The organism is Paractinoplanes pyxinae (assembly GCF_026626335.1).
GTDB classification, from domain to species: domain Bacteria; phylum Actinomycetota; class Actinomycetes; order Mycobacteriales; family Micromonosporaceae; genus Actinoplanes; species Actinoplanes pyxinae.
On the sequence record NZ_JAPNTZ010000017.1, the window covers coordinates 167,016 to 193,038 of the forward strand.

17 protein-coding genes are annotated in these 26,023 nt (G+C 67.3%); 11 read left to right on the plus strand and 6 right to left on the minus strand.

The genetic code is table 11. The features are described 5' to 3' along the window. Positions 1–100: 100 nt before the first annotated feature. Complete coding sequence (gyrB, locus tag OWR29_RS38605; RefSeq protein ID WP_267568463.1) at positions 101–2,053, minus strand: DNA topoisomerase (ATP-hydrolyzing) subunit B; 1,953 nt, start codon at positions 2,051–2,053, stop codon at positions 101–103. A 555-nt stretch (positions 2,054–2,608) separates the two neighbouring features. On the opposite strand from gyrB, the gene OWR29_RS38610 reads away from it, so the two are divergent. Then, the gene (locus OWR29_RS38610; RefSeq protein WP_267568465.1) at positions 2,609–3,175 is read left to right on the plus strand and encodes a hypothetical protein; all 567 of its coding nucleotides are present in this window, start codon (positions 2,609–2,611) and stop codon (positions 3,173–3,175) included. Between the two features lie 293 nt (positions 3,176–3,468). After that, positions 3,469–4,791: a hypothetical protein gene (locus OWR29_RS38615; protein ID WP_267568466.1), complete on the plus strand. Its 1,323-nt coding sequence runs from the start codon at positions 3,469–3,471 to the stop codon at positions 4,789–4,791. On the opposite strand, the gene OWR29_RS38620 is transcribed toward OWR29_RS38615, so the two are convergent. The 5 genes from OWR29_RS38620 to dnaA all read right to left on the minus strand — a co-directional run bounded on the left by OWR29_RS38620 (position 4,782) and on the right by dnaA (position 12,190). Further along, entirely contained in the window at positions 4,782–5,261 is a 480-nt protein-coding gene (locus OWR29_RS38620) for a DciA family protein (RefSeq protein ID WP_267568533.1), read from the minus strand. The genes OWR29_RS38615 and OWR29_RS38620 overlap by 10 nt on opposite strands. A gap of 541 nt (positions 5,262–5,802) precedes the next feature. Further along, positions 5,803–6,933 carry a DNA replication/repair protein RecF gene (recF, locus tag OWR29_RS38625; protein WP_267568467.1) on the minus strand — a complete coding sequence of 377 codons (1,131 nt, stop codon included), beginning with the start codon at positions 6,931–6,933 and terminating at the stop codon, positions 5,803–5,805. 7 nt (positions 6,934–6,940) lie between these two features. After that, positions 6,941–7,813, minus strand: coding sequence for a phosphogluconate dehydrogenase (NAD(+)-dependent, decarboxylating) (gnd, locus tag OWR29_RS38630; RefSeq protein WP_267568468.1), 873 nt, complete (start codon positions 7,811–7,813; stop codon positions 6,941–6,943). A 102-nt stretch (positions 7,814–7,915) separates the two neighbouring features. After that, positions 7,916–9,049, minus strand: coding sequence for a DNA polymerase III subunit beta (gene dnaN, locus OWR29_RS38635; RefSeq protein WP_267568469.1), 1,134 nt, complete (start codon positions 9,047–9,049; stop codon positions 7,916–7,918). Between the two features lie 1,395 nt (positions 9,050–10,444). Beyond that, positions 10,445–12,190 carry a chromosomal replication initiator protein DnaA gene (gene dnaA / locus OWR29_RS38640; protein WP_267568470.1) on the minus strand — a complete coding sequence of 582 codons (1,746 nt, stop codon included), beginning with the start codon at positions 12,188–12,190 and terminating at the stop codon, positions 10,445–10,447. A 592-nt stretch (positions 12,191–12,782) separates the two neighbouring features. On the opposite strand from dnaA, the gene rpmH reads away from it, so the two are divergent. From rpmH to OWR29_RS38685, 9 genes are all read left to right on the plus strand, one after another. Further along, positions 12,783–12,920 (plus strand): 50S ribosomal protein L34, encoded by a 138-nt coding sequence (gene rpmH, locus OWR29_RS38645; RefSeq protein WP_133873797.1) that lies wholly within the window; start codon positions 12,783–12,785, stop codon positions 12,918–12,920. A gap of 35 nt (positions 12,921–12,955) precedes the next feature. Beyond that, positions 12,956–13,312 carry a ribonuclease P protein component gene (rnpA, locus tag OWR29_RS38650; RefSeq protein ID WP_267568471.1) on the plus strand — a complete coding sequence of 119 codons (357 nt, stop codon included), beginning with the start codon at positions 12,956–12,958 and terminating at the stop codon, positions 13,310–13,312. Next, the gene (gene yidD, locus OWR29_RS38655; protein ID WP_215795203.1) at positions 13,309–13,566 is read left to right on the plus strand and encodes a membrane protein insertion efficiency factor YidD; all 258 of its coding nucleotides are present in this window, start codon (positions 13,309–13,311) and stop codon (positions 13,564–13,566) included. Before rnpA ends, yidD begins: the two co-directional genes overlap by 4 nt. A 1-nt stretch (position 13,567) precedes the next feature. Beyond that, on the plus strand, positions 13,568–14,605 hold the full coding sequence (yidC, locus tag OWR29_RS38660; RefSeq protein WP_267568472.1) for a membrane protein insertase YidC: 1,038 nt from the start codon (positions 13,568–13,570) through the stop codon (positions 14,603–14,605). A 140-nt stretch (positions 14,606–14,745) separates the two neighbouring features. Next, entirely contained in the window at positions 14,746–15,306 is a 561-nt protein-coding gene (locus tag OWR29_RS38665) for a Jag family protein (protein ID WP_324291299.1), read from the plus strand. 1 nt (position 15,307) lies between these two features. Next, entirely contained in the window at positions 15,308–16,279 is a 972-nt protein-coding gene (gene rsmG / locus OWR29_RS38670; protein ID WP_438872710.1) for a 16S rRNA (guanine(527)-N(7))-methyltransferase RsmG, read from the plus strand. Positions 16,280–17,143: 864 nt separating this feature from the next. Beyond that, the gene (locus OWR29_RS48090; protein ID WP_438872713.1) at positions 17,144–18,097 is read left to right on the plus strand and encodes a ParA family protein; all 954 of its coding nucleotides are present in this window, start codon (positions 17,144–17,146) and stop codon (positions 18,095–18,097) included. Continuing rightward, a complete protein-coding gene (locus OWR29_RS38680) occupies positions 18,094–19,128 on the plus strand; it encodes a ParB/RepB/Spo0J family partition protein (protein ID WP_267568474.1) in 1,035 nt (344 codons plus the stop codon). Before OWR29_RS48090 ends, OWR29_RS38680 begins: the two co-directional genes overlap by 4 nt. Before the next feature lie 5,467 nt (positions 19,129–24,595). Further along, complete coding sequence (locus OWR29_RS38685) at positions 24,596–25,483, plus strand: hypothetical protein (RefSeq protein ID WP_267568535.1); 888 nt, start codon at positions 24,596–24,598, stop codon at positions 25,481–25,483. The last annotated feature ends 540 nt before the right edge of the window (positions 25,484–26,023 follow it).

The following is a 26,023-nucleotide window of genomic DNA, read 5'->3' on the forward strand; positions in this document are numbered from 1 at the left end:
AGGTGAAACCAGACATGTACGGCGAAACTACGCATCCTGCTGTGGATAACGTTGTGGAAAGCCCGGGGACGCTGTGGATACAGCGCCCCCGGGCGGCCATCTAGATGTCGAGGAACCGCACGTCCTTGGCGTTGCGCTGGATGAACGAGCGCCGCGCCTCCACGTCCTCACCCATCAGCACGCTGAACAACTCGTCGGCCACCGCGGCGTCGTCGAGTGTCACCTGGCGTAGCGTCCGGGTGGCCGGGTCCATCGTCGTGTCCCACAGCTCCTGGAAGTTCATCTCGCCCAGACCCTTGAAGCGCTGGATGTCGTCCGGCTTCGCGTTGGGCTTCTTCTGCTGGCGCAGCGCGATGAGGCCGTCCCGCTCGCGGTCGGAGTAGGCGTACTGGGCGTCGTCGCCGCGCTTGTTCCACTTGATCTTGTAGAGCGGCGGGGCGGCCAGGTAGACGTGGCCCATCTCGACCAGCGGCCGCATGAAGCGGAACAGCAGGGTGAGCAGCAGCGTCTGGATGTGCTGGCCGTCGACGTCGGCGTCGGCCATCAGCACGATCTTGTGATAGCGCAGCTTGGCCGCGTCGAAGTCCTCGTGGATGCCGGTGCCGAGCGCGGTGATCAGCGCCTGGACCTCGTTGTTCTTCAGCACCCGGTCGATCCGGGCCTTCTCGACGTTCAGGATCTTGCCGCGGATCGGCAGGATGGCCTGGATGCGGCTGTTGCGGCCCTGCTTGGCCGAGCCGCCGGCCGAGTCGCCCTCGACGATGAACAGCTCGGACTCGCGCGGGTCGGTCGACTGGCAGTCGGCCAGCTTGCCCGGCATGGAACCCGACTCGAGCAGCGACTTGCGGCGGGCCAGCTTGCGCGCCTGCTGCGCCGCGATGCGGGCCCGGGCGGCCTGGTCGGCCTTGGTGATGATCTGCTTGGCCTCGGCCGGGTTGCGGTCGAACCAGTCGGCGAGCTGCTCGTTGGCCACCCGCTGGACGAAGCTCTTCATGTCGGTGTTGCCGAGCTTCGTCTTGGTCTGGCCCTCGAACTGGGGGTTGGCCAGGGTCACCGAGATGATCGCGGCCAGGCCCTCGCGAATGTCCTCGCCGGAGAGGTTCTGGTCGCCCTTGAGCAGCTTCTTGTCTTTGCCGTAGCGGTTCACGACACCGGTCAGCGCGGCGCGGAAGCCCTCTTCGTGGGTGCCGCCCTCGTGCGTGTTGATGCGGTTGGCGAAGGTGTAGACCGACTCGCCGTACGACTCGTTCCACTGCATGGCGATCTCGACCGCCATGCGGGCCTCGTTGTCCTCGGCCTGGAACTCGACCACGGTCTTGTGGATCGCGTTCTTGGTGGCGTTGAGGTGGCGCACGAAGTCGGCGATGCCGTTCTCGTACATGAAGACGACCTTGCGCGGCTCGCCGCTCTCGTCGGCCGACTCGGCCCGCTGGTCGGTGAGCTTGATGGTCAGGCCCCGGTTGAGGAAGGCCATCTCCTGCAGGCGGCGGTAGATCGTCTGCCAGTCGAACTCGACCGTCTCGAAGACCGCCGGGTCGGGCCAGAACTGCACCATGGAGCCGGTGGTGTCGGTGGTCTCGCCCTTCTCGAGCGGACCCGGCACGGACGCCGTGTAGTGCTGGCGCCACACGTTCCCGGACTTGTGGATCTCGACGAACATCTTGGTGGAGAGCGCGTTCACGACCGACACGCCGACGCCGTGCAGACCGCCGGAGACCGCGTACGCCTTGTTGTCGAACTTGCCGCCGGCGTGCAGCACGGTCAGCGCCACCTCGACGCCCGGCTTCTTCAGCTTGGGGTGCAGGTCGACCGGGAAACCACGGCCGTTGTCGGTGACCGAGACGCCGCCGTCGGCCAGCAGCACCACGTCGATCGTGTCGCAGTAGCCGGCCAGAGCCTCGTCGACCGCGTTGTCGACGACCTCCCAGACCAGGTGGTGCAGACCCCGCTCGCCGGTGGAGCCGATGTACATGCCCGGGCGCTTGCGGACAGCCTCGAGCCCCTCCAGCACGGTGATCGACTCGGCGCCGTATTCCTGCTTGTTCTCTGCCACCCTCGGCCACTTTCTCGTGCTGAGGCCCTGGTGGGGCCCCGCACGGGGACGGCGGACATGCGGGCGCACGGAGGGCAGGGTGAGCCACAGATGACAACCCGCGGGGAGGAGCGGACCACCGGTGGAACCGTGCTCGCCGGTCGCCGCGGCAGGCCCGCGGATCGTGATCGGCTGGGAAAACCGCGTAGCGTGACGACAGCAGTCCGATTCGTCCACGAGGACGCCGAACCGCGATCGTTGCTCTGAGGTTTTCCCGGTCTCCGTCGATTCTACTCCGCCGAAGCCAGTTGGCGAGGGTCCGGCACCCCTTCCGGGTGCCTCAGATTGCCGTAGCCGGATCGGAGGCCGCTCCCAAGTCTCCCCCTACACGGAGCGGGGGCCCCGCGCAACGGCAAGTGATCCGGCGGCCGATCACTGCCGCGCGCCTTCCGCCGGTCACCGCCACGCACTGCGACACTGCCTCCCGGCGACAGGGGTTCGTGTCGTAACCTCTGCCCGCGCGGGCCGGTGAAGGCCGGACGGCCGCGACGCAGGTCGAGGAGGGGTGGCCCCCAGATGGCGCATGACAAGGGGCTGGACAACGTCGCGGTGCACTGGCCGCGGACGAATCAGTACTACGACCCGGTGGCTCCCGCCGAGTTCGTCGACTTCGGGGCGATCGCCGACGCGCCCGACATCGCCGCGCCCACCGGCGCCCTGGCACTGCACATCGCCAAGACCGGGACGGTGCGGGCCACGGCGTACACCGAACTGGTCGATCTTCTGCTGGGCTTGGAAGGCGTGCTCTACGCCACCGATGCCGCCGCCGAGGACGAGGACCCGGTGATCGACCCGGACGGCTGCGCGTGGATCGCCGGCGGTCTCGAGCGCTTCGTCGAGGGTCACGAGGGGTACGGCGACCTGGTCACGTTCGACTCGGTGGCCCAGGTGATGCGGAACGCGGTCGCGGCGGGGCGGCTCGCCGAGCAGCAGCTGCGCTGGCTCGATCACCGGCTGGCGGCGCTGCGCGACGAGTCCGGCAACCCTCCGCACTGGAGTTTCGCCCGCTCCGAGCTTGCGATCCTGGGAGGTTTCTATCGCCGCTGCGCCGAGCGAGGGTTTGCGGTGTTCGCGGACTACTGATCCTTGGAAATCCGGTCGTTGGAAAATCCGGAAGGTCAAGATCTGGAGGTCGTAGCGGGGTGGTGGGTACAGACCGTCGCTCCCGCCGAGGGCCCGGGCGGGTTTCGCTGGCCGCTGGCGCGTCCAGAACGCGAAACCCACCCGGGCGACGTGCGTAAATGGTTGCGCCCAAAATCCCCGCCTCGGTGCTTCGTGGGATAGCTCGAAACCCCGCCGCGCCGGCTTCGGTACTGCTCAGTCTGCTAGGAACTGAGCCGGCCGTTCTGAGTCGAGCACTTCGGCACCGAGCGGTCGTGCCGCGCGCTCTGCAAGAGGCGATCATCGCTCGGAACCATGGCCTTGGCCCGCTGTTTGCCCTGGCCGAGCATTCGGGCACCGACCGTGATCTGCAGTACCGGCTGCTGGCCGATCCGGACTGGCGGATCCGGCTGGCGGTGGTGGCTCGCATGCCTCTGACCGACGAGGATCTGGCCGGTCTGCTGAGCGACGCTGCAGACCCGAGCCCGGACGCTCTGATGACCACTGAGGAGATTCTGGGCGAATTGGACTTCGCGGTTCGCCACGATGCGCGGCTGCAAGCGGTGGCTGTGCGGCATCCCGATCCGCGGATCCGCGTGCACGCCTTGAACGTTCCGGAGTATCTGCCGCTTTTGGCCGCCGATGCTGTGGACACTGTCCGGCTCGCCGCCGAGCGCAGGATCGCCGAGCATCAGCGGATCATGCAGCCGGCCGACCTGCCGCCGACGCATACCCACGGGTTCTGGTCGGTCCTGCAGCGACCCCTGTCCCGCGCCTTGATCGACCAGGTGATGTCCGATGAGCAGGCGCTCTACTTCGTCGGGACGAACCCGTCGACGCCGGCCGACGTGGTGGAGGCGTTGACTCGGCACCCGTCGGCTGAGGTGCGGCGGCGCCTGGCGGAACGGGCTGAACTCAGCGACGAGCAATTGCTGCGGCTGGCGGCCGACCCGGACGCCGGGGTGCGGACAAGGGTGTCCGTCCATCCTGGTCTGACCGAGGAGCAGCGGGCCGCCATCGACATCGACCTCACGACGATGCCGGAGGACGGGCACTACGGGCCGGCCCGGAAGTGCCCGCAACCGCATCCGCCCCGGCACGGCGACGAGCGGCCGCCGTCGCTGGATGACGCCCGGCGTTGGGCCCCGTCGGTGAACCCGCTGCTGCGCCGGCGCGCGGCCCGCAACGGCGAGCTCCCACACCCGCTGACCGACGACCCTGACCTCGGCGTACGGGTCCTCACCGCCCTGCATCACCCGGCGGCGCCGCCCGACCTGCTGCTGCGGTGCTTCCTCGAGCACACAGGGTGCGGGCGCGATCAGCTCGCGGCGCATCCGCTGTTCCCGGTGGCCGGGCTGGCGCGGTTCGCGGACGACGGTGATCCGGCCGTGCGGCGGCTGGTCGCACGCGATCCACAGGCCGGTCCACAGGTGATCGCCCGGCTGCTCGGTGATCCGGACAAAGGCGTACGGCGGGAAATGGCGTCCTGCCCACGGCTGCCCGAGGCACAGATCCTGGCTCTGCTCGACGACGGTGAGCTGGCCGAACACGCCGCGGCCAACCCGTCGCTGCCGATCGAACGGATCTATCAGCCGTAGGTGTCGCGCGGGCCGCGGCCCTGGACCCGGCGCGGGCCCTTGTTCCAGGACGGGGCGGCCGGGCCGTGGATGTTCATCCGGGTGACCACGTTGTGCCCGACCTCGCCGGCGATGTTCCGCAGCAGCTTGGCGTTCAGCAGGCGCAGCTGGGTGGCCCAGGCGGTGGATTCCGCCTCGACGGTCAGGATGCCGGCGTCGAGCTTGACCGGACGGCAGTGCTTGGCGATCTCAGGGCCGACCACCTTTTCCCAAGCGCCGAAGACGGTGGCCTCGGCTTTCGGTCGTTCCCAGCCGCGTGCCTTCATCAGGCGTTGCAACATGTCGCCGAAGAGTTGCGGGTCGCGCGGGTCGGGGCCGGGGCCGGAATAGCCGCGAAGCCGGCGGCCACTCCCCTCGCCCGAACCGCCGAAGCGTCGCCGAGGGTTCTTGGCGGCCGCCTCGCGGCGCTTGGCCAGCGCGGCGTCGAGCACGGCACGGGCGAGTTCCGGCCCGGAGGCGCCCTCGGCCTTCTCGTCCGGGCCGGAGACCCCTAGCTTCTCGTCCGGGCCGGAGACCGCCGGCTTCTCGTTCGGGCCGGAGACCTTCGGCCGGGGGCGGGGGGCCGCATCGAAGTCGACCTGATCGCCCTCAGCGGCCTTCTGAGGCCGCGAACGCCTTTCGGCCGGGGTCGGGCCACCGTCCCCACGCCCCGCGCCCGCAGATCGCCTCTCATCGCGATCTCGGTGGTCGAAGAACTCGGCCGGCCCGGGATCGTCGTAGGCGGGTGGCTCGGACGAGTACCAGCCGTCGTCGACGTCGCCCAGTTCCTCGCGGGCCAGGCCGTGTGGATCGGCCTGTGGATAGAAGCGTTCGGCTGTGGACGGCGGGCGGTGCTCGCGGGCCAGGTCGTCGCGCTCGCCGCGGGACAGGTCGGCCCGGCGCTCCCGGGCCAGGCCCTCGTGGCGTTCCCGGACGAGCTCGTCGTGCAGCTCACGGCGGTCGCGCGCGGGATCAGGGCGGGGCTCCTGCTCGTCAGACGGCACGAGTCACCGTACCTGTGGAAACGTCGAAACGCGCCCCGCGCAGGGCGGCCGGCACATCCTCGGGGACGGCGCACGTCACCAGCAGCTGGGCCGCGTCCGAGATCAGGGCGGCCAGCCTCTCGCGGCGGCCACCGTCCAGCTCGGCGAAGACGTCGTCGAGCACCAGCACCGGCTCGATCCCGTCCGAGCGCAGCAGGTCGTAGGCGGCCAGCCGCAGGGCCAGCGCGAACGACCAGGACTCGCCGTGGCTCGCGTAGCCCTTGGCCGGCAGATCGCCCAGGGCCAGAGTCAGGTCGTCGCGGTGCGGGCCGACCAGGGTGGTGCCGCGCTCGATCTCGGCCGGTCGCCGCTCTTGCAGCGAGGCCAGCAGCGCCTGCTCGAGCGCCGGGCGGTCCGGCACGAGGTGGTCGCCCAGCTTGGCCGCGTACGCGATGGACGCCGACGCCTTCCCGGCCGCCACCGCGTCGTACGCCTTGGTCAGATGCGGACCGAGGGCCGCGGTGAGCTCGAGCCGGCCGGCCAGCAGCTCGGCGCCGTGGTGCGCCAGATGCTGGTCCCAGACGGCGAGCGTCGACAGATCCTGCCCGCGGTTGCCGCCGACCTTGCGGGTCAGATAGGCCGTCCGCAGCAGGGCGTTGCGTTGCTTGACGACCCGGTCGTAGTCGGAGCGCACGCCGGCGAAGCGAGGCTGGCGGGCCACGAGCAGGTCGTCGAGGTAGCGGCGCCGCTCGGACGGGTCGCCGCGCACCAGTTCCAGGTCTTCGGGGGCGAACAGCACCATGCGCAGGGCGCCCAGCACCTCGCGCGGGCGCCGGACCGGCGAACGGTTGAGCCGCGCCCGGTTCGCCTTGCCCGGCACGATCTCGAGCTCGACCAGCAGCTCGCGTCCTTCGTGGACGATCGCGCAGCGGATCACGGCTGAGGCCGCGCCGGCCCGCACCAGCGGAGCGTCGGTGGCCACCCGGTGACTGTCCAGAGTGGCCACATAGCCCAGTGCTTCGATCAGGTTGGTCTTGCCCATGCCGTTCTGGCCGACCAGCACGGACACGCCGGGTTCGAGATCAACCGCAACTCGCTCGTAGGAACGGAAGTCGGCCAGCTCGACCCGGCGTACGTACACGTGTGCCTCAGCGCTTGACGGCGTGGCCGCCGAACTGCTGACGCAGCGCCGCCACCGCCTTCATCGCCGGCGAGTCGTCCTGACGCGACTCGAAGCGGTTGAAGATCGAGGCGGCCAGGACGTGGGCGGGCACGGCGAGGCGGATGGCCTCGTCGACCGTCCAGCGGCCCTCACCGGTGTCGTCCACGTAGCCCTTGAGGCCGGACAGGGTCGGGTCCTCGTCGAGCGCCCGGTCGAGCAGGTCGAGCAGCCACGACTTGACGACGCTGCCCTCGCGCCAGCTCTTGATGACGGCCGGCACGTTGTGGACGAGCTCGGAGGCGATCAGGATCTCGTAGCCCTCGCCGTAGGCCTGCATCATGCCGTACTCGATGCCGTTGTGGATCATCTTGGCGTAGTGGCCGGCGCCGTGCGTGCCCGCGTGCGCGAAGCCGAACTCGCCGGCCGGCTTGAGGGCGTCGAAGATCGGCTGGACCTTCGCCACGTCCTCGGCGTCGCCGCCGACCATCAGGGCGTACCCGTTGTCCTTGCCCCAGATGCCACCGGAGACGCCGACGTCGAGGTACTTGATGCCCTTGGGCTTCAGACGCTCGGCCCGCGGGCCGTCGTCGGTGAACTTGGAGTTTCCGCCGTCGACGATGATGTCGCCCGGCTCGAGCAGCCCGGCGAGCTCGGTGATGGCGTCCTCAGTGATCTTGCCGGCCGGGACCATCGTCCAGACGACCCGCGGCGCGGAGAGCTTCGAGACGAGTTCGGCCAGGTTGGCCACGTCGCTGTTCTCCGGGTGGTGGTCGTAGCCGACCACCTCGTGTCCGGCTGCGCGGATCCGGTCGCGCATGTTCCCACCCATTCGGCCGAGACCGATGAGGCCGAGCTGCATGGTGTCCCCCTAGATGAGCGTTGCTGTGCTGCCCGTGAAGATTATTCAGGCGTCGGCCACCGAACGGTGACCAGCGGCGAATCGCCTGAACAACCTTCAGTATCAGCGGGTTACCCGGATCGGCATGATCAGATAGCGGTATCCGGGCACGATTTCGCCGTTTTCGGATGCGGGGGAGATCACAGCGGGCTTGAATGCGTCGACGAACGAGAAGATCGCGTTCGGGGCGCCGAGGTTCTGCAGTCCGTCGATGAGGTATTGCGGGTTGAAGCCGATCGTCAGCGGCTCACCGGTGAACGACGCCTCCATGGCCTCGCTGGCCCGCGCCTCTTCCGTCCCACCGGCCTCGACGACCAGACCGTCCTCACTGAAGCTCAGCAGCACCGGGGTGGTGCGCTCGGCGACCAGGGCGACGCGACGGACGACCTCGACGAGGGCGGCCACCCCGATCTGGGCCTGCGCGTTGCTGCTGGCCGGGAAGAGCGAACGCACCGGCGGGTAGTTGGCCCCGTCGAGCAGGCGGCTCGTGGTGCGGCGGGTGCCGCCGGCGAAACCGATCATGCCCTCGCCCGCGTTGCCCTGCGCCAGGGCGAGCACGACCGAGCCGCCGAGCGGGCCCAGGGTCTTGGCCGTGTCGTTCAGCGTCTTGGCCGGCACCAGCGCGTTGAGGCTGATCTCGGAGTCGTCCGGGTTCCACTCCATCTCGCGCATGGCCAGGCGGTAGCGGTCGGTGGCCAGCATGGCCATGCTCGAGCCGTTCAGCTCGATGCGCACGCCGGTCATCATCGGCAGCGTCTCGTCCCGGCCGGCGGCGACGGCCACCTGGGCCACGGCGGCGGCGAAGGCGGCCGCGTCGACCGTGCCGGCGCTGGACGGCATCTCGGGCAGGCTCGGGTAGTCCTCGACCGGCATGGTCGGCAGGGTGAAGCGGGCGCTGCCGCAGACCAGTTCGAGGTGCGCGCCGACGGCGGCGATGTCGACCGGCTTGGCCGGCAGGGCCTTGGTGATCTCGGCGAGGAGGCGGCCGGAGACCAGGGCGGCGCCGTCGGCGTCGGCCTGCACCTCGACGGTGACCTGGCTGGAGACCTCGTAGTCGAAGCCGGAGACCTGCAGACGGCTGTCGGTGACGCGCAGCATGACACCGGCGAGAACCGGCACCGACGGCCGGCTGGGCAGGCTCTTCGCCGTCCACGCCACGGCGTCGGCGAGTGCGTCTCGCTCCACCCGGAACTTCATGCTGTCCTCCGCGTCGCTTTCTCTTGTCGGGGCGTCGTCGACCCCTACGAACCATATTCGCCGGGCCGGGAGTGACCTAATCAGTGTGGTCCACCATCGTGACCGCCGGGAAGCCGCCCTCGCAGCCCCTTGGTGTGCCGATCTTGGTGAGCACCGGTCCCTTGCCCCTGCCTTTGATCTCGGTGCGCTCTTGAGGAGCGGGACCGCTGAGGAGCCGGAAGCGAACCGATCCACAACTTCCACAACGCCGTTGATTGCTTTTTGTTGTCTTAGAGAGATAACTAGTCGTCTTCATCGGGCCTGTGCACACTGTGGAGAACTCGAGTTTTCGCAGCTCAGCGCGTTATCCACCGGTGATTCACATGTGGGAAACCAGGGTACAAACCCCGGTCCGTGTCCACAGTCGGGGAGCCGACGGCGGGTTGTCCACCGCTGTCCACCGGCTATCCACCGGATATCCACGGGTTTTATCCCCCGCCCTGTGGATGACGTCGGGACGCTTCCGGCCCGTCGTCCCCAGAGTCTTCAACAGGAAATCCACACGCTTCCACAGGCGGTGGAAAGCTGTGTGACTCTCCGTGTCTGTCCACATCGATTTCCACAAGACTTCTCCACATCTGTGGAACGAGCGGCCGGCTGTTGTCCACCGCTGGGGACAGGGCCTGTGAATTGCTGTGGATTAGTGTGGACAACGTTGGCACGAAACGGTTCCGTCCCGGCGTTGACAAACCGGCCCTGGGGATGGGTGGCGTCCGAACCACGATCGGGTCGTGTCGAGCCTCATGCGTGTCGCCGTCTTGTGGATAACCCGTGGACCCAAGCGCTGGCCCTGTGCACAACCTGTGGACAAATGTGGAGGAATGCGAAGAATCAACTCGCAAGAGGGACGCCGATCCGTGTGGATTAACCCTGAGAGCAGGAGATCTGCGGGATGCGCAGCCGCCCGAGGCCCGCTTGCGCTATACCCCCAGCCGGCCGGCAAGCCCACCGCCGAGGCCTCCTTGTGGAGAGTCCGCACGAAGGGCGCATGCCCCTGGGGCGGCCTGTGGACAACCGGTGGACCAGCGCCGCTAACTGCAGGAACAGACGAGAGACACGTCGGCAGCGTCGCGGGTTGGTCTTTGTGCCGCTGGTGTGTGCCTTTGACCCGGCTGAGCGGGTCACGGCTCGGAGCGGCGCGTGGGCGTCGGGTTGTGCCCCGACTGGACCGTGCGCTCCACCGCCTCGTACGAGATGAGAAGTTGACCTTCACCCCGCCCCTGGCGAAGCAAGGCGAACTCCCGCCCACCGCGAACGTAAGAGGCACGGGACGGATTGGCGCGCGGCCGCGTACTGGATACGTCCTTAGATCTTGTGTTTCCTCGTATGCGGCGCCTGTTTCTCGTATGCGTCGGCTTACGAGTTCTGTTTGATGCGGTTCGTCAGCTCGGCGATCTGGTTGTACAGCGAGCGGCGCTCCGCCATGTGCTGCCGGATCTTGCGGTCGGCGTGCATGACCGTCGTGTGGTCGCGGCCGCCGAAGGCCTGTCCGATGCGGGGAAGGGAGAGTTCGGTCAGTTCGCGGCACAGATACATGGCGACCTGGCGCGCGTTGACCAGCACACGTGAGCGGGAGTGGCCACGCAGGTCTTCGAGGGAGACACCGAAGTAGTCGGCCGTCGACACCATGATCTGGTCGGCGGTGATCTCGGGGCCGGCGCCGTCGGGCATGAAGTCGCGCAGCACCTCTTCGGCCAGCGAGAGCTGTACCGGCGAGCGGGTCAGGCTGGCGAACGCGGTCACCCGGATGAGGGCGCCCTCGAGTTCGCGGATCGAGTTGGAGACGCGCGACGCGATGAATTCGAGCACGTCGGCGGGCGCGTACATCCTTTCCTGCGCGGCCTTCTTCTGCAGGATCGCGATGCGGGTCTCGAGGTCGGGCGGCTGGATGTCGGCCAGCAGGCCCCACTCGAAGCGGGTGCGCATGCGGTCTTCCAATGTGGCCAGTTGGCGCGGCGAACGGTCGGAGCTGATGACGATCTGCTTGTTCGCGTTGTGCAGCGTATTGAAGGTGTGGAAGAACTCTTCCTGCGTGCGCTCGCGGTTCTCGAGGAACTGGATGTCGTCGATCAGCAGAATGTCGACGTCGCGGTAGCGGCGCTGGAAGGCCTGCGTCTTGTCGTCGCGCAGGCTGTTGATGAAGTCGTTGGTGAATTCCTCGGTGGACACATAGCGGACACTGCGGGCGTGACCGAGTGTGGTCGCGTAATGACCGATCGCGTGCAGCAGGTGGGTCTTGCCCAGACCGGAGCTGCCGTAGATGAAGAGTGGGTTGTAGGCCTTGGCCGGCGATTCGGCGACGGCGACGGCGGCCGCGTGAGCGAAGCGGTTGGACGAGCCGATGACGAACGTCTCGAACATGTACTTCGGATTGAGGCGGTTGCCGTCGTTGGTGCCGCGCGGGTTGCTGCTCGGGCGGATGTCGACCGGCGAGCGGCCCGGGCCGTTGTCGCCCCGCATCTGCAGAGTGTCGTCGCGCGGGTCGTTGCCGCCGCGCATCTGGTCGTCGGGTCGGCGCTGGTTGTCGCGCAGCTGCGAGTCGGCATTCTCGGTGACGTGCGTCACGGGATTGCCCATCCGGGCTACCGGCGCGGGCGGAGCGGGCATCGGGTCGCCGAAGAGCGCCTCTTGACCGCCGCGGGCCGCCGGGACCCCGCGGGGATAGGAAGGCTGCTGGGCGGAACCGGTCGGGTAGCCGTCGGCGGCGGGGTAGCCGTCGTAGGAAGGCGGCTCGGGCTGGCGGGGCGGCTCGGCGTAGTGCCGCGGCTGTGGCTCGCCGGCCTGGTCGGGCTCGGGCTCGACCGGGGTGCCGTAGACGGTGCCGGGCAGGCCGGACCCGTCCTCGGGCGGCTTGACCGTGACCGCGACCTGGATCGGGCGGTTCAACCGGCGGCTCAGCGCCTCGGTGATCGCCGGGCGCAGGCGGGACTCGATGACGTCGCGGGTGAAGGCGTCGGGGACGGCCAGCAGGGCCGTGTCCTCGACTATGGCGCGTAACTGAGTCAGCTGCAGATAGGCGCGCTGCTGACGCGACGAGATCTCGTCGGCCAGTTCATCCAGCGTCGCCTTCCACACACCGCTCAGGTCGACCTGATCGGCCACCGCCGCGCCACCCCCATCGCCACCGACCCCCGGTGGACCTCAATCCGGCTACCGCCTTGCCCGCCGGCGCTCGCTCAGCGCTCGGCGGTTCCCCCTGACCCAGCACCACATTTAACGTGCTGAAGACGTTCGGCGCCACCGGCTATCCACAGGTTATCCACAACCTGTGCACGCCCGGCGGACGCTCCCCGGCCGGATGGTCGGCAGACTTCCGGAGCCTGGTACGGCGCGGTTCGGCAGGCTCATCGTGGCGAACGATTCACCCGCTTGTCTGGTTCTGGCCGACCCGTCGTGGTATGCGGACAGCGTTGCTGCTGACCAGCAAACGGGCACGCTAACAGCGATCTCGGCGAACCATCAACTCCGCCTCCGGCAGTCGAGTGTCCGAGTCCGCGAAAAAATTCACTACCTGTGTAGAAAGACCAAGCCGGTCACCGACCGGGTGAACGGGCGGCGGCGTGCCGGATCAGGCTATGGTTGACCGGCGTGGTCGCCCTGCGTAGGGTCGAGCGGTTGCTCCGCCGCGTTCTGCTAAAGTGGCGTCTTGCAGCTTTGATGCCCCCTGGATGTTGTACGAAGACGGAGTTTTGACGTGAGCAAGCGCACCTACCAGCCGAACAACCGCCGGCGTGCCAAGACCCACGGCTTCCGGCTGCGCATGCGCACCCGGGCCGGGCGTGCCATCCTCGCCTCGCGCCGTTCCAAGGGCCGCGACAAGCTGTCGGCCTGAGCCGACGGCTGTCGGGCCGGAATGCCCAGGTAGTCGTGCTGGCCGCGGCGCAGCGACTGCGGCGTAGCGCCGACTTCGCCGCAGCGATTCGCGGTGGACGTCGCGTCGGCCGGGGCACGGTTGTCGTTCATCTGCTTCTCGAGGAGCCGGCGCAAGCCTCCACGGCGCGCGCCGGCTTCGTCGTATCCAAAGCCGTCGGCAACGCGGTGGTGCGGAACAAGGTCCGCCGCCGTCTGCGGCACCTCGTGCGACCCCTGCTCGGCGAGCTGCCGGCCGGGGCCACGCTGGTGGTGCGCGCGCTGCCGGCGGCGGCCGGGGCGTCGTACGCGACCCTCGGAACCGATCTGTCGGCCGCGCTCGCCGCGGCGCGCAAACCGAGGCGTCCGCGATGAGCCTGCTTGCCCGCGTGCTGACGGCGATGGTGGTCGCGTACCGTCGTTATGTGAGTCCGGTGCTGCCGGCCCGCTGTCGGTTCTACCCCTCGTGCAGCGCGTACGCCCAGGAAGCGCTGGCGCGTCACGGCGCTGTGAAGGGGACGGGCCTGGCGGTCTGGCGGCTCCTGCGCTGTCACCCCTTCCACCCCGGCGGGTACGACCCGGTACCTGACCCGATCCGTCACCGTCCTGCCGATGTGACTGGAGCCTGAATTGAGTCTCGACTGGATCTACTACGCCATTTCGTGGATCCTCCTGCGCTGGCACGCCCTCTGGGACTTCATCGGTGTGCCCGACGGCCGGTTCATCGGTTCGAACTGGTCCTGGATCCTGGCGATCGTCTTCCTCGTGGTGACGGTCCGGGTCATCCTGTTCCCCGTCTTCGTCAAGCAGATCAAGAGCCAGCGGGCCATGCAGGCGCTGCAGCCCAAGGTCAAAGAGCTGCAGGAGAAGCACAAGGGTGACCGGGAGACGCTCCAGAAAGAAATGATGGAGCTCTACAAGACCGAGAAGGCCAACCCGCTCATGGGCTGCCTTCCGATGTTCTTGCAGATCCCCGTCTTCCTCGGCCTCTTCCACACCCTGCGCCGGCTGAACCCCGACAACCAGGGCAAAACCCTGTACGGCTGGACCGTCGAGCAGTTCGAGAGCGCCACCCACGCGTCGCTGTTCACCGCGCCGCTGGCCGGCAAGTTCGGCTCGACGCCCGAAGAGCTCACGGCACTGCAGGCCAACGGCACCACGGTGAAGATCATCGCCGGCATCCTGGTGCTGATCATGATGGCGACGACGTACCTGACCAGCCGTCAGATGATCCTCAAGACCGGCTGGGCCGAGGACCCGCAGCAGAAGATGATCCAGCGCCTGATGCTCTACGGCATCCCGGCCTCGCTGCTCATCTCCGGTGCGCTGTTCCCCATCGGTGTGATCATCTACTGGGTCACGAACAACCTGTTCACGCTGGCCCAGCAGCAGTGGGTGCTCCGCAAGTTCCCGCCGCCGCCCATGGCCAAGAAGCCCGGCTCCTCGGCCCCGGCCCGCCCGTCCGGCCCGCCGGTAAAGAAGCTGGCCGGTGGCGCCGCCCCGAAGAGCCCGGTGCAGCCCGGCCGCAGCGGTGGCTTGTTCGGCAAGAAGCAGCAGCCCGAGCCGCCCGCCCCGGTCGTCGACACCAAGGCGCTGGCGCCCAAGCCTGGTGCCAAACCGGTGAATCCCAAGAAGGGCGCCCGGCCGGCGAGCAAACCCAAGGGATGATCGCTGCCCGGGTGTTCGCCGAGTGAACGCCCGGGCGCTCCCCTTGCCAATACCTCCCCGCGGTCCGGCCCACCGCCGACGCCGCCGCGGGAAACAGCGGACCGAGCAGGTCCGGCCCGATTGAGTACGGAGATGAGACCGTGACCGACACCAGCACGCCCTCCGCCGAGGCCCCGGCCTCGTCCTCGCCGTCGACGTCCCCCGAGGAGGAGACCAAGACGTCGGAGACCGTTGCTTCCGACGGCGACCTGTTCCGCCAGAGCGAGATCGCCGCCGACTACGTCGAGGGTCTGCTGGACATCCTCGACTACGACGGCGACATCGACGAGCTCGTGTCGGCGGGCCGGCCGATGGTCGAGGTGGTCGGCGGCCGGCTGCAGCCGCTCGTCGGTCAGCGCGGCGCCACGCTGGAGGCGCTGCAAGAGCTGACCCGCCTGGCGATCTTCCGGGCGACCGGCTCGCCGTCGCGCCTGCTGCTCGACATCGGCGGCTACCGGGCGTCGCGGCGCAAGGAACTGGCCGCGGTCGCGCGCAACGCGGTCGAAAAGGTCAAGGAGCACGGCGACCCGGTTCGCCTCGAGCCGATGTCGGCCTTCGAGCGCAAGTGCGTGCACGACGTGGTCAACGCGATCACCGGTGTGCAGAGCGAGTCGGAGGGCGTCGAGCCCAACCGCCGCATCGTGGTGCGTGTGGCGGACTGAGATGACTGACCCACGCTTCGGCGAGGGAGACGCCGGCCCGGGTGAGAATTCGCCCGGGCCGCAGTCTTTCCGGGCCAAGAGAGCTCCGCGGCGACCGATCGCCTTCCCGGGTCGCACCTCCTCGCGTGCTGTTTCTCAAGATCCAAGCGGTTCCGGTACGGAGGTCTCGAGCGCGCCGACGTCGGGGTCCGCACCTTCGGACGCTCCATCCGCCTCTTCGGCTGCCGCTCCTGCCGTGTCTGCCTCTCCTGAGCCGCCGGCGGTTGCCGCCGAGGTCTTTGGTGACCGGCTTGGTCTGGCGGTGGACTATGCCCGGCTCCTAGTGACGGACGGCGTTGTGCGGGGGCTCATCGGTCCACGGGAGGCACCGCGCATCTGGGAACGGCACCTGGTGAATTGTGCCGTGGTGTCCGAGATCATCCCTATCGGCGCTTCGGTGGTCGACGTCGGGTCTGGTGCCGGTTTGCCCGGTATCGTGCTGGCAGTGGCTAGGCCGGATCTGCACATCACCCTGGTCGAGCCGCTGGCACGACGTACCGCTTTCCTGTCGGAGGCGGTGACCGCACTCGGCCTCGAATCGACCGTCACGGTCGTCCGGGGTCGCGCCGAGGACGTCGTCGACGGACCCCCCGCCGGCGCCGACGTCGTCACGGCGCGGGCGGTCGCCCCGCTCGACCGGTTGGCCGGTTGGTGTCTGCCGCTGGCCAAGGTCGGCGGCAGGCTGCTGGCGCTCAAGGGCGCCACTGCTGCCGAGGAAGCGGCGGAACACCGGGATGCGGTGGCCGTCCTGGGTGGCGCCGAACCGGTCGTCCGGCTGTGCGGCGAGGGTCTGATCGACCCGCCCACGACGGTGATCGAGGTGGTCGTGCGGTCAAGGCCGAAGCCGCCCACCCGGGCGGCAGGCCCGGGGCGGGACGCGGGTGGGAAAGCCGGCGGTCGGACCTCGGGTCGAGGACGATCGCGGAGGGGATAGATGTCGAGGCGGGGCGCGCGCAAACGGAATGCCAAAGCGAGGCGCCCCGATCCGGGCAACTCCCCCTCGTCGCAAGATGATCTCTCCGGTGCCGCCAGTTCTCCGTCAGCGGACGATGGGGGGACTTCTGCACTGAGCCGCACCCCTCGACCGTCGACCGGCTCTGCGTACCGCCTGGCGGGTCCGAGCAAGGTGACGATCACTTTCTCCAGCGCGCCGACCTCGCCTGCCGGTGGTGGTCCTTCGTCGTTGTGGGCGGTGGCTTCGGTCGGCGGGCCGCACCCATCTGATCAACGGGAATCGGCTGCCGCCCTCGGCGGGGGTTCGGCGCCGTTGGGAGCCATAGGTGTGGGTGCCCCGGCTGACTCGCGGGGCTCTGCGACGTACGGGAAAGAAGGTCTTGATTCACAGGTCTTGCCGACTCATGGCGTGGCTGACGCTGAACTGTTGACGATGGGGACGCCCTATCGGACGGTCGGGCATGGCGACGCACGCCCGACCACCGTAGGCTTGCCGGGCGTCGATAGTCTGGACCGGCCCTCTGTCGCCGGAACGCAGGTGTCGCCGACCGACCCGTTCCTCAATAACAGGGATAAAACGGTGCATGAGTACGGTGTTTCACGTGAAACCGAGTCATCTCTCGACCGCAATCGCGCGTCCGGAGCGGGCTCGAGCGGCCATAGTGGCGCATTGAACACCGGCGAACAGGGCGTGCCCGCGCCACGCGCAGGCAGTAGCTATCCTGGCGGCGGCCAGATTTACGGATCCCCGGCTCAGCAGGCAGGTCCGGAGGAAACGCGGGTAGCGCCGGCGCCTCGATCGGCTCCGCCAGCGGTTTCGGCCGCTCCCGTATCGGCGTCGCCCATATCGGGTAGCCCCGTGTCCCCTGTTGATGCTCCGTTGGGACCGGACGAGCATGTTTCACGTGAAACGCCGAGCCGGGATGAAGACGATCCACCCCTAGCCATGGAAGCGTTGCGAGCTGTGCAGATCCTCAACCCGAGCGGCGAGATCACCATGCCGCGTCCGGACCACCCGAGGGTGCTCTGCGTCGCGAACCAGAAGGGCGGCGTCGGTAAGACCACCACGACCGTGAACCTTGCCGTGGCCCTGGCGCTGCACGGCAACCGCGTCCTCGTGGTCGACCTCGACCCGCAAGGAAACGCGTCAACCGGCCTCAACGTGCCTCACCACGCCGGCGTGCCGGACGTGTACGACTGCCTGATCGACAACGTGCCGCTGTCTGAGGTGGCCCAGCCGGTCGAAGGTATCCCGAACCTGTGGTGCGTGCCGGCGACGATCGACCTCGCCGGTGCGGAAATTGAGCTGGTCTCGGTGGTCGCTCGCGAGTCCCGGCTGGCCCGGGCCATCGCGGCGCACCCCGAGCAGTTCGACTACGTCTTCATCGACTGCCCGCCGTCACTCGGCCTGCTGACGGTCAACGCCCTGTGCGCGGCGCAGGAAGTGCTCATCCCCATTCAGTGCGAGTACTACGCGCTCGAGGGTCTGAACCAGCTGATCAACAACATCAACCTCGTCCGCCAGCACCTGAACCCGACGCTGGACGTTTCGACGATCCTGCTGACCATGTACGACCGCCGCACGCGCCTGGCCGACGCGGTCGAGCAGGACGTGCGGAACCACTTCGGGACCAAGGTGCTCAACGCCGTCATCCCCCGAAACGTGCGTGTTTCGGAGGCTCCTAGCTACGGGCAGTCCGTGATGACCTACGATCCGGGTTCACGGGGCGCGACCAGCTACTTCGAGGCCGCCCTGGAGATCGCGATGCGTGGGGTCAACACGGGAGGCACCGCATGAAGAACCGTCCCCGGGGCGGGTTGGGTCGGGGCCTCGGTGCCTTGATCCCGACGGCACCGGCTGCCGCCCCCGAGGCGCCTGCCGCTGCCGCGCCGGTGCCCGCGGCGCCGCCGGCTCCGTCGCCTGCGCCCGCTCCCCCGGTCGAGTCGGTCGAGCCTTCGCCCGCACCTGCGCCGCCGGCCGACGAACTCGCTCCGGTCCCGGGCGCCCGCTTCGCCGAGATCGCGGTCACCTCGATCGAGCCGAACGCGAAACAGCCGCGGCACGTCTTCGACGAGGAAGCGCTCGACGAGCTCAAAACCTCGATCCAAGAGGTCGGCTTCCTGCAGCCGATCGTCGTCCGCGAGCTCGGCGAGGGTCGATACGAGCTCGTCATGGGTGAGCGCCGCTGGCGGGCCGCCCAGGCCGTCGGCCGCGAGACGATCCCCGCGATCGTGCGCGAAACCCGCGACGACGCCATGCTCCGCGACGCGCTGCTCGAGAACATCCACCGCGCCAACCTGAACCCGCTGGAAGAGGCGGCTGCGTACCAGCAGCTGCTCGAAGAGTTCGGCGCCACCCACGAAGAGCTGGCGAAGCGGATCGGCCGCAGCCGGCCGCAGATCTCCAACACCATCCGGCTGCTGAACCTGCCGGCTCCGGTGCAGCGGCGGGTAGCCGCCGGCGTCTTGTCGGCCGGCCACGCTCGCGCGCTGCTGGGCTTGGACGACAGCGACGCCCAGGAGAAGCTCGCGCTCCGGATCGTCGCGGAGGGTCTCTCCGTACGGGCCACCGAGGAACTGGTGTCGCTGGCCATCGCCGACGGACCGGCCAAGAAGGCCGCACCCTCACGCCGCCCGAAGGTGCACGCGCCGGCCCTCAACGACTTGGCCGAGCGTTTGTCCGACCGCTTCGACACTCGAGTGAAGGTCGACATCGGCCGCAACAAGGGCAAGATCACAATCGAGTTCGCCACCGTGGACGACCTCGAGCGCATAGTAGGCATGATCGGCGTCGACGAAGAGGGCGCCAACACAGACGGCGAAGAGTAGCCCGCCGAACAAACGCAACGGGGGCACGCGACTTATCGCGTGCCCCCGTTCTTGTCATCCAGGTCTTCTTATGCATCGACTATCTTCGCGATTAATCGGAGGGCCACCGCCGTTTAGCCCCATTTCGGCTTCTGTCAGAGCCATTCTCCTGAGGTTTTGAAACCGAGCTCCAGTCGATGATCAGGCAAATCTAACGCCCGATTCGATCCGTTTTGCGTCCTGCGGCGATCCGGAGCCGCGAGAGGCCGCCGTGATGCGTTGGCTCAAACTCCACGTTCCTGAAAATGACGGCGGACTCAAGCACCGTGTTCCTTTGTACCTACGTTGCACCGTTGGTGCAGTGTGACGGTGGATCTTTACATTGCTAGATGTACCCAACGTTCGATTAGATCAGGATGGCCCTCCGCCGCTTGCAGAACCGGACTGTCCGGGGCGGCGCACTAAGCAAGGGCGTGTGGCCGCCGCCCCTGGGCCAGCATCGTGCCGTGCGGGCACCAAGCTTGCTCGTGTCCATCGGCGAAACGCACTTGCCATCGGTGCCAGCTTCTAGCTGGATCACGAACTCTCTCCAGGCGGTGCTGCCGAGCGAATCAGCCAGCACCGTGCTGCCCTGGCCCGCAGCGGGACTTGCCGCCCCTAATGGCATCACTACCGGTGCCACTCGACTGAACAGTCTCGGTTATACAACGGTGTATCGCCGCCGCCTTCAGCAGGTGTTGGCGATGCGGATGAGGTCAATCTCGGTGCTCAGGAAGGAGTCTTGAGGCCGAGGCCGTCACGCGTAGCTGAGTAGTTCTGGCGCCGAAGATCCGTGGTACCCGCCGGCCGAGTGCGACAGATGCCGCCTACAGGTCTGCTATTCAGTCGCCCGACAACACAAGAATCACCTTGGCTATGTCGTAGCGGTCAGGGCGGCGCAGTGGCGCGCGAACGCTGGGTCTAGTGCGTGTCGTCCATCCTGTTCGAATACCCGCCGGCTCAGCATCCGGCTGTCATCCATCACTGACGCACGCCACCTCGTGTGAAGGACTGTATGCCAACTCGGATGGTGCTAGACCACTGCGTCCGCTCCGACGATGAGCGCCAGGCCAGCTGGGAGGATTCAGCACCGCCGTACCGCTAGTTGTTTTCGCTGTGCGCTTGGTCCGCTCGGCGGCCGGCACCGGCCGCGTTGCTTGAGCCTGGCGGTCCGTGTCGGTGCGTAGCAGCGTTTCACGTGAAACAAGCGCTAGCCGATCGCCCCTCTTGCCGTCAGGGCGGTACATCATGCGGCAGGGCGATGGAGGCAAGCCGTTTCACGTGGAACAACGAGTGGCATGGCTGGGCAGCTGTCCACGACTTCGAAAATCGGCGCGCTGAAATCTTCCGCCTCTCCAATCCGCTCGCGCTAAGGAGTCGGCCGAAGCCAAGTCGAATTAGAGGCCGAGAGAAAGCTCCGTCATGCTCCTAGAGCTTCTTGCAAGGGCGACGTGTCGTACGACCAAAGAGCTGAAGCGTCCGTCATTGCCAAGCAGAGCCGGCCGATTCCCGCAGCACCCCCCCCGCTCGCCCATGCTTACAGCGGCGTTGCACAGGCGCCGCCGAAGTGGGTCGCACTGGCCGACAGGGCAACATGGTGGACAGCTCATGGGACCCGAGCCCATTGCGCCGAGGCAGTAGCACTGCAAAGTCTGTACCTGCTGAGTCGGAGGCATCACCGAGGCCTGGCGGGCACTGCCGTTCGTCGAAGGGCACCGGCGGCCGAGAGACCGAGCCACCTAGACCACCCACTGTCGAAGTGTGCAGCCGTTCAATCCTCTTCAAGCGTCTGCCCTCCATTAGGAGGCGATGATTAGGCAGTCGGGACCTGAGTTTCACGTGGAACAATCAACGACTCCAACACCGGCATCTCGAGCCAGTGCGCCGATCAGCACCCGTTCCTGCGCGAGGAGGCGGCAGATAGATCGCTTGTCGGTGCTACTCCGCGGAGCGATCTGAGTGCCTGGGGGGTTGCCGTCGTGCTGTATGGCCAGCACGTGAACCGGCGGATCAGGAAGTCGGCTTCCCCGCGATGTCCGCCAGCGACTAACTACCCGACTTCAAATGACTCAGTCGGCCCTTCAGGCTCGCACTTAGCCCTGGCGTCTACTAACTGGATCCCGGCCGCAGTCCAAGTCCAGTGCCAGATCCGGAGGCGACCATTGGCGCCGACGCCTACGCGTCCCAGTCGAGGGCAGACCACAGGTAGTCGTTTCACGTGAAACAGCAGTCATGGACTCCCAGGAGATAGTCCGCCCTCATCTGCAGTTGTCAACCACGACGAGCGGTGTAACCGCGACTGCCACCCGACCAGAACTCGCGACACGGTAGAAGACGCGACACGATAGAAGATCAGCAGCCCAATCGTTTCACGTGAAACGACCAGTCTAAGATCCCTCGGAGCCGGGAGCCGGGAGCCGGGAGCCGGGAGCCGGGAGCCGGGAGCCGGGAGCCGGGAGCCGGGAGCCGTTTCACGTGAAACGCGGTCCCTTTGCCTTCTAACTCCACCCACCCAATGTGGTGCGGCGGAGCGGCAGAAGTCATTGCCAGCCGTCGGCTTCGGCCTTAGAGACCTTGGAGCCTCTGGTCCAGACGCCAGTAAGGCGAATCTCGGAACACGACAGATCCAGCTCTAAAAGGCAACCTCTTGGGAGACGCCGCAAATGCGATGACGCCGGCAAGCGCCACGGAGGCGACTAGTTCAGGGCCGGGTCGAGAGCACGAGATACCGCTTCGAACGGAGACTGCTCGGTGTTGGATCGACGCCCCGGACTATGGGCGCTGCCAACCCTTCAAGCTAAAGGGCCTAGCGAGGCTCAGCCTCCGACTGCCCTACTTCGAAGACGTCCACGCGACATTGATGAGCCACAGGCGAGCATGACTACCCGGCTCAGAATGTAGGCATCGCGGTGTGGCCAGCAACGTGCACCACAGCCAAACGCCTGCGGCACTATGCTTCACCGACCTGACCAGTCACCCTCAACAAGGACGCGACTGCGCAACGGTGGCTAAAGCCGGTGGGTCATTCAAGGTCTGGATAGCGGCGCTATCGCTGCGGCGATCCGCCCTACAGTCGCTTGTCGGCTTGTCCGGAGCGATCAACGTGCAGTCGCATTACCGGCCGACTCAATCACTGTCTCGCTCACGGTAGGTCCTCTAGTCTCTTGGTGCTCCCCGCTGCACCCGTCCACCGTGCCTCATCGCCGACGCCGACTCCATTGCTCATTGCTATGCCACCGTCGCCATTCAGCAGGCTTCCACGTCACGGCTGCGGTGGAGTCAAACAAGGCGCCAGCTACCGTGCCTGCCCTAACCGTCCATGACGGTCGCTCGCGATAGCTGCCGTCTCGCATGCTGAGGCTGCAACTGCAAGCCGTCGCGCATCGCAGACTGTACGCCACGATCGCCTAGCTTTTCAGGCGCCATGGCCGCCGGTGCTTGCCACAGTCGGTCGTCGCGCGCCGCAGCGGCCGATTTAGCCGTTGCCGTCAATGCTTCCGCCATGGTCGCTAGCCGGCACGGTCGTCAGCCGGCACGGTCGTCAGCCGGCACGGTCGTCAGGCGGTACGGTCGTCAGCCGCCGTAGTCGTCAGCCGCCGTCGTCGTCAGCCGGTACGGTTTTCAGCCGCCACGGTCATCAGCCGGCACAGTCGTCAAACCGTCATGGTCGTGAGCCGCGATGGTGGTCGGCCGCTGTCGTCGTTGAGCCGTTGGTCGGCATGACCGTCGGTCGCTCTAGCTGTCCAGCCGTCATACGCCATATCCGCCTAGCCGTCGCCGGCACAGCCATGTAGCCGTTGGAACCCCGTCCGGCGGAGGCCATGCTCGCTGCTCGCTACTGTCCCTTTACGGATGGCGTCTCCCCTGTCGCTGCTTCGATCCGACTGCCCGACACCGCGATCTGCCACGCGGGCCGCATCATCGAGATGGCCCGTAATGGCTAAGTCATACAACGCTTGATGCGACGGCCGACACTCGACAGTGAACGCGTCGAGGCCCCACGGCTTTCGCCCTGAACCGTCAGCCTTTGGCTCTGACGCTCATGCGCATCTGCGTCGCCTCACACCGTTGACGACTCGTCTGGAACGAGAGATCGAGGCCGCCGCTGACAGAGGCTCGAAGCGTCCTCACCCATGATCAGATGATCGGTGAGAGCCCGAGGCTGGAGCCACCGAGCCGTTTGATGCTGATCCAGGCCCTGGTGTTCGGTCAGCGCCATGAGTCGGCTGTGACCTGAGTTCTCCGTTCGCATGAGATTCGATGGGCACGCTAGCTCGTTCTGGCGCGCGTCTGCGAAGCCGAAAGCTCGCTGAGGAGGAGCGCTACGACCAGCGAGCCGACCTTCTGTGGGTGGCTGTGCGTCTTCTGCCTGAGTGTTGCGGCCAGCTTTCTGGGATTACACTGCTGGGTTCGTGTGCCGGCGAAGTAGGTGGGACCTCAACTATGGCGAGCCGCTCCCGTATCTGCTTGAGCGGGGAGTCGGGTCACTTACGCGATGCTGCTGGTGCAAACCTGGCGCGACGCGCGTAGAGCCGTTGCGGCACGCCAAGGGTGCCTTCGAGCCATTGGTCGCTGTCCTGCATGCACGGAACTAAGGGGTGACCCTGACAGCATGGCCCCGAGTAGAGGTTGTCTGCCAGACATGGCGCACGGTGAGGTATGCGGCAACCACCGTCTAAGCGGCGCCGTGATTGATCATCTATCCGCATTGGCGCGTTCCCAAGCACATGAGCTCGGGGCGCTATGGAGGGCAGGTTGTGCGAGCATCGCACCAGAGCGACAGGCGACTCACGTCATCCAATGTGCGCTCGTTGTAGAACAAGCTGGCATCGTGGTGGACTCTGCCATCTTGATTGGTCTTGCCTTCGGCCGGCGCACGAGAGTCACCACACGTCGCACGGCTGAGCCGCGACGGACGCTCCCCTAAGAACGCGACGGATGCTCGCCTAAGAGGTCGATTAGGCAAGCGGCGCGGCCGGTGGTCTTGTAGGCGATGACGGCTCGTCAATCATGGCTTCACGGTCGTTAAGGGCGACGGATGCCAATGGCGACCGTGAAGTCTGAGAACGCAGGTACTGGCTTCGGAGCGGCGCCGTGATGGCGCTTAGGGCACGGTGCAGTTATCCACAGGGTGTGGGTAACGGCTGTTGAGAAACCTGATGCGGCTGTTTCACGTGAAACGGCGTTGATGTGGTCTGCGGGGGCGACCGCAGTATCCACAGGGTGCGCAAGCCTGCGACGTCGTGTTTCACGTGAAACTGGGGGCCCTGTGGATAACTTCTGTGGATAACTTTCGGCGTGTGGGGATGTCCACAGACGGTGACGTTGATCTACGTCGACCCAAGAGTGGGGGTGGGGTCCGTGGATGGATCAGTTGCCGCCAAATTGACTCGGGACACGGGGTCAGGGCTGGACTAAGGTTCCCGTCGTGGCCGAGAACATCCCCCCGCTGCCCGACTTCACGCGCTGGCCGTCGTTCCCCTTCGAAGGCGATATGAGGGTCAAGCCATTGGCTGCGCCCGTCGCCGTCGAGCCACCTCGGAGCGGCGAGGACGCGGCGGATTGCGTCGCATGCAATACGCCCGACGAGGCCTACATCTGGGTGAGTGAACGCTGGCGAGTACGGGCCATGGACCGGCCCACTGGGCTGCCGATGGTCCTCATCTTGGAGTGCCGGTCTCACCTCGACATCGGCGACCTGCCCAACCTTCTCGCGGCCGAGCTCGGCGTGATGACGGTCCGCCTCGAGCGCGCGATTCGGTCCCTTGATGGCGTTGCTCGGGTTCACGTGAATCGCTGGGGCGACGGCTCGGCCCACTTGCACATGTGGTTCCTCGCCCGACCGCAGGGCCGGCTTCAACTGCGCGGCACTTTCCTGACGTTGTGGGACGACATCCTGCCCGCGATTCCAGAGCAGCAGTGGCGGGAGAACCTGGCCCTAGTGGCGGCTTGGCTGGCCGACTTCGGCGGCACCGCTATCGCAGAGCCGCCGCACATCCAGTGGGAGTCGCCCTCCACCATCAACTACGCCAGCGACCGATCCGCCGCGACAAATGATGAGCCGTACGCAGAACCCGCGCAACCGACTGCCAACCACGGCGCTGAGCCGCATTCCGAGCGAGCGCGCCCAACCGCCCCCGAGCGCACGCATTCGACGCCTGGGGCCGCACGGACAAATGACGAGGCCGAACACCCAGCCTTCGTGGCCGAGCCAGGTAGCCACCACACAGGCGGAGTCATCGCCGATTCCATCCCCGCTCAGCGCTCCAACACGACAACGCCAGAACAACCGGCGGCGACCACCAACCCCACTCAGGCTCAAGCGCCGACCACCTAAGAAAGGCTTGCGTCCGGGTGGTGCGATGCCCTGCTGAGGCGTCCGGGGCAATGACCCCGGACGTTCCGCCGGCGCAACGCCGATCACTTAAAGGCGCACCGAGCCGAGCAGTTAGCGTCGGGCTAGGCCGGGTCCCGCTGGACCGGCCTATGCCCGAGCCAGATCACGCCGTGCTCAACGGACCGATTCGAGCGGGCCGCATCGTCGAGCCAACCGCCCTCATCCCGCCGTACTTGGTCGCGTTCGGCCAGGCCGAACCCTGCCGGACAGAACTGTGCGGTCCGCGCTGGCTGACAACGTCGCGCAGCCGGGCCCAAATCCGCCGGCACGGATCACGCCCCGGCTGAGCCGGACCGAGCCGAGCCGGCCGGACTGCCGAGCCAAGGGCCGAGCCGATCGGACCGTACTGGACTAGGGACTGTCCTGCCGATCACGCGGGAGCGATCCGAGGTCAGGTGGCGGCCGAAATCAGCCACCACCTGGGCCACGCCGCAGCTCTCGTGATCGGCAGGACAGTCCCTAGGCCGAGTTAAGCCGGAC